The organism is Microbacterium sp. NPDC089189, from assembly GCF_040685095.1.
In the GTDB taxonomy this organism is placed as follows: domain Bacteria; phylum Actinomycetota; class Actinomycetes; order Actinomycetales; family Microbacteriaceae; genus Microbacterium.
This window is the reverse complement of the sequence record NZ_JBFBHG010000055.1, coordinates 1-3,623: the sequence shown is the minus strand read 5'-3', so window position 1 is coordinate 3,623 and position 3,623 is coordinate 1. Positions and strand designations below refer to the sequence as shown.

Annotated in this window: 4 protein-coding genes; all 4 read left to right on the top strand. The window is 71.2% G+C overall.

All coding sequences use genetic code 11. The features are described 5' to 3' along the window. Window positions 1-181 precede the first annotated feature (181 nt). Genes AB0N73_RS16280 through AB0N73_RS16265 form a run of 4 tightly spaced genes read left to right on the top strand, consistent with a single transcriptional unit; the run spans window position 182 to window position 3,588 of the window. Window positions 182-598, top strand: coding sequence for a hypothetical protein (locus AB0N73_RS16280; protein WP_363565405.1), 417 nt, complete (start codon window positions 182-184; stop codon window positions 596-598). Then, window positions 595-1,884 (top strand): S8/S53 family peptidase, encoded by a 1,290-nt coding sequence (locus tag AB0N73_RS16275; protein WP_363565403.1) that lies wholly within the window; start codon window positions 595-597, stop codon window positions 1,882-1,884. Before AB0N73_RS16280 ends, AB0N73_RS16275 begins: the two co-directional genes overlap by 4 nt. Further along, window positions 1,881-3,236, top strand: coding sequence for a hypothetical protein (locus AB0N73_RS16270; protein ID WP_363565401.1), 1,356 nt, complete (start codon window positions 1,881-1,883; stop codon window positions 3,234-3,236). Before AB0N73_RS16275 ends, AB0N73_RS16270 begins: the two co-directional genes overlap by 4 nt. Before the next feature lie 34 nt (window positions 3,237-3,270). Continuing rightward, a complete protein-coding gene (locus tag AB0N73_RS16265) occupies window positions 3,271-3,588 on the top strand; it encodes a WXG100 family type VII secretion target (protein ID WP_363565399.1) in 318 nt (105 codons plus the stop codon). Window positions 3,589-3,623 lie beyond the last annotated feature (35 nt).

Below are 3,623 nucleotides of genomic sequence, written 5' to 3'. Positions count from 1 at the left end.
CCTCGAACAGATCTCCTCCAAGACCGAAGAGATCTCCCAGGGCTACGTCTCCACCGACAAGTCCGCCGCAGGACGCTTCGCACTCTAAACACCACCCACTGACGCGGGCCGGGCGAGGGGACACCCCACCCGGTCCGCACTCACCGCCTCGCACACCACACCGCACGACCCCGGGGGAATCATGAGCACGCTCGGCATCATCGGCATCAACCTCGACCTTCTGCAGCAGAACATCAGTCGCATGCTCGAGCAGGCGGCGGTTCTTCCTCCTGTGAGCGAGGTCGTGCGCACCGAGGGGGCGCGCGACGAGGACGGCCAGCGGCTCGTCAACAACCGCCTCATGGACGTCGCACGGCAGGTCGCGTGGCGCACCGAGATGGTACGCACCTACGTAGAGCGCAATGCGGCCGCGTTCGAGGCTGCCGCGGCCGGACTGCAGGAGACCGACGGGCAGAGCTCCCTCGCCGCGCGGCAGGCCGACGCCTTCGTCGACGGCATCGTGACGACGTCCCCCGCTTCGTCCCCCAACGCTCCGTCCACGACCCCCACGCCCAGCGCGCCCGCGACGAGCCCGGGCGCCGGCAACGACGCGTGGTGACCGTGCCCCCCGTCGGTTCCGCACGGGCCCGCCTCCTCGGCGTCGCCCTGCTGAGTGCGGTCATGGTCGGGATCGCCTTCCCGGCGCACGCGGCCACGGCCGCGGACGACGGCCAGTGGTGGTACGACGTCTACGGCGTCGAGCAGGCCCATGCCGACGGCTGGACGGGTGAGGGCGTGAAGATCGCCGTCATCGATTCGCAGATCAACCCCGATCTTCCCGTCTTCGCCGACGCCGATCTGACCGTCGCGCCGGGTGCCAGCTGCGAGGGCGCGGTTCCGTCCACCAGCGAGCTGAACGACTCCTCACGCCACGGCTCGACCGTCACCGCGTTGCTCGTCGGAAACGGCGCCGGCGCGGGCGCCATCCGCGGCATCGTTCCGGACGCCTCCGTCACGTTCTACGGAACGGGCCCGCTGGAGCAGTGCACGGACAGCGCCGAGGCTCAAGCAGCCGGTCTCTCGGCCATGCTCTTCCAGATCGAACGCGCGCTCGATGACGGCGCCCAGATCATCAGCATCTCGCAGGGCGGAGGAGCCGAAGGGCTCCGAGGCACCGAGGTCATCGCGCGAGCGGTCACCGAGGGCGTGCCGATCGTGGCCAGCGTGCCGAACCGCTCGTCCGAAGGCGGCGGCGTCCCCAACGGCTTCCGCGGTACCGTCGCGGTCAACGCGGTCGACCGCGACGCCAACCTGCTCATCGGCGACCTCGGCGTCCCGAACGCCAACCCCTGGACGACGGTCGTAGCCCCCGGCTCCCCCTTCTCCTCCATCGGCGCACCCGGCGGAACATGGGACGACTCGAACCGCACCGCGGGCTCGTCGCTGGCCACGCCGCTCGTGTCGGGCATCCTCGCGGCCGCGATGCAGAAGTACCCGGACGCCTCGGCGAACCAGCTGCTGCAGTCCCTCATCCACAACACCGGCACCGAGCCGCACGAGCTCGCCTACGACGGGGAGAACGGCTTCGGGTACGGCGTCGCGTCGCTGCGCAGCGTCCTCGCCGCCGACCCGTCCGTCTACGACGACGTCAACCCCCTTCTCGACAAGCCTCTGGCTCAGCTCCCCACCGATGAAGAGTTCGCGGCGGCCGAGGCGAGCGTGAGCGCTTCGCCGACGCCCACGCCGTCGTCCGACGGGGCACCCGAGGATGCCGGGGACGGCTCCCCGTTCGGCACCATCATCGTCATCCTGGCCGTCGTCGGCGGCCTCGTGATCGTCGGGGCGATCATCCTCACCATCGTCCTCGTTCGTCGAAGCAAGAACCACGCGAAGGAACAGTCATGAGCGACTTCGAGAACCGTCTGCGCACCCTGGCCGAAGGCGAGGCCTGGCGCGTTCCCTCCCTCGGCAATGTCACGATCGCGCTGAACCAGTTGCGCGCTCTGATGGACCGCATCTCCACCGAGACGGGGCTCACCGGTCAGACGGATGCCGCCGCCGCCGCGGAGCTGCAGGAGGCCAAGGGCCAGGTGCAGAGTCTGATCGACTACCTCGAGACCGACCTGCCGGACGCGATCACGGCGGCGAACGAGGTTCGTCAGGAGGCGCAGGCGCGCCTCGAGAGCCTCGGCGCAGGATCGTTGAACTCCGAGCAGCAGCAGCTCATCCGTTCGGCCGCGGCAGGCACGACCGTCTTCCTCGGGCCGTTCTCGATCGTCGCCGGCGAGGGAGCGATCGCCGGCGCGAACTGGTTCATGGGCTCGCAGCGCGAGGGCCAGGCCGAGACCGCGTACAACGAGGTCACGCAGCAGATGAACACAGCGAGTAGGAACATCCCCGAGCCGCCCCCGCTCGCGCTCTCGCAGGACGTTCCTCCTCCGCCTCCGGCCCAGCCGGACCCCATTCGCGGGCCGATCGGCGGTCCCGTCGGCGGCGGCCCCGGCGGCGGCCAAGGCGTGCCCACCTTCCCCGGCGGCTCCGGGAACCCCGGCGGCGGTTCCGGCACCGGCATCGGTTCCATCCCGCCGTACCCGGATGTCCCCGGCACCCAGCCTCCGATCGTGATGCCCTTTCCTCCGCCGACGGGACAAGACCCGATCATCGACATCCCCCCGCCGGGCACGATCATCCTGAATCCGGATGGGCCGACGGACGGCGGCGTGCCGACGTTGCCGGGTGGACCGGGCGTGGGCACGCTGCCCGGCGGTGGTTCGGGCGGCATCGGTTCCGGTGGCGGGGGCCTGGGCGGCGGGATGACCAGCGGCCTGGTCGCCGGCGGGGCGGGCGCGGCCCTCGGCGGTCTGGGTAAGGCGGCGGCCGGCGGCGGTCTCGGACGCCTCGGCGGCGCGGGCGGTCTCGGCGGACTCGGTGGCGCCGGCGGCGCGGGCGGTGCCGGCGGTCTTCGCGCGGGCGGTCTCGGCGGCGGTCTCACCGCGAACGCCGGTGGCGGAGCCGCGGGCGGTCTGCTCGGCAAGGGCGGTACCGGAGGCGTCGGTGTCGGCGCGGCCGGCGAGGCCGGAGGGTCGCGCGGCCCGGCGGGCATGATGGGCGGCGGTGGCGGAGCGCCTGCGGGTGGTGGCGGTCGCAACGAGAAGAAGGGCCGCGGCCTGGGCGGGCCGGTCGCTCCGAAGCTCGAGGACGACGCCGATTTCGGTCCCCGGTCGGAGAACGCCGGTTCCGGCGGACGCGACGAATGACCACGATGATTCTTTCGACCAGTGAGGGGCTCTCATGAGCGATCAGATCTCCGCAGAAGAGGGCGCACTCCGCCGAGGGGCGGAAGCGGTTTCAACCACCCATGTCGACATCACGGATGCGACGCGCCGGGTACAGCGCGAGCTGGACCAGATCCAGGCGATCTGGCAGGGCGACGCGTCGCGGGCCTACACCGAGATGATCACGACGTGGACGGCGGGTGCGCACCGCATCAACCAGACTCTCGTGCACCTGGAAGAGGCCCTGCGTTCCACGGAGCGCTCGCAGGCCGCGCTCGAAGAGCAGCACCAGTCCACCATCGGCGGGCTCGGCGCGATCATGGGAGGACAGTGACCATGGCAGACCTCAGCGTCTCCCCCGCAGCACTC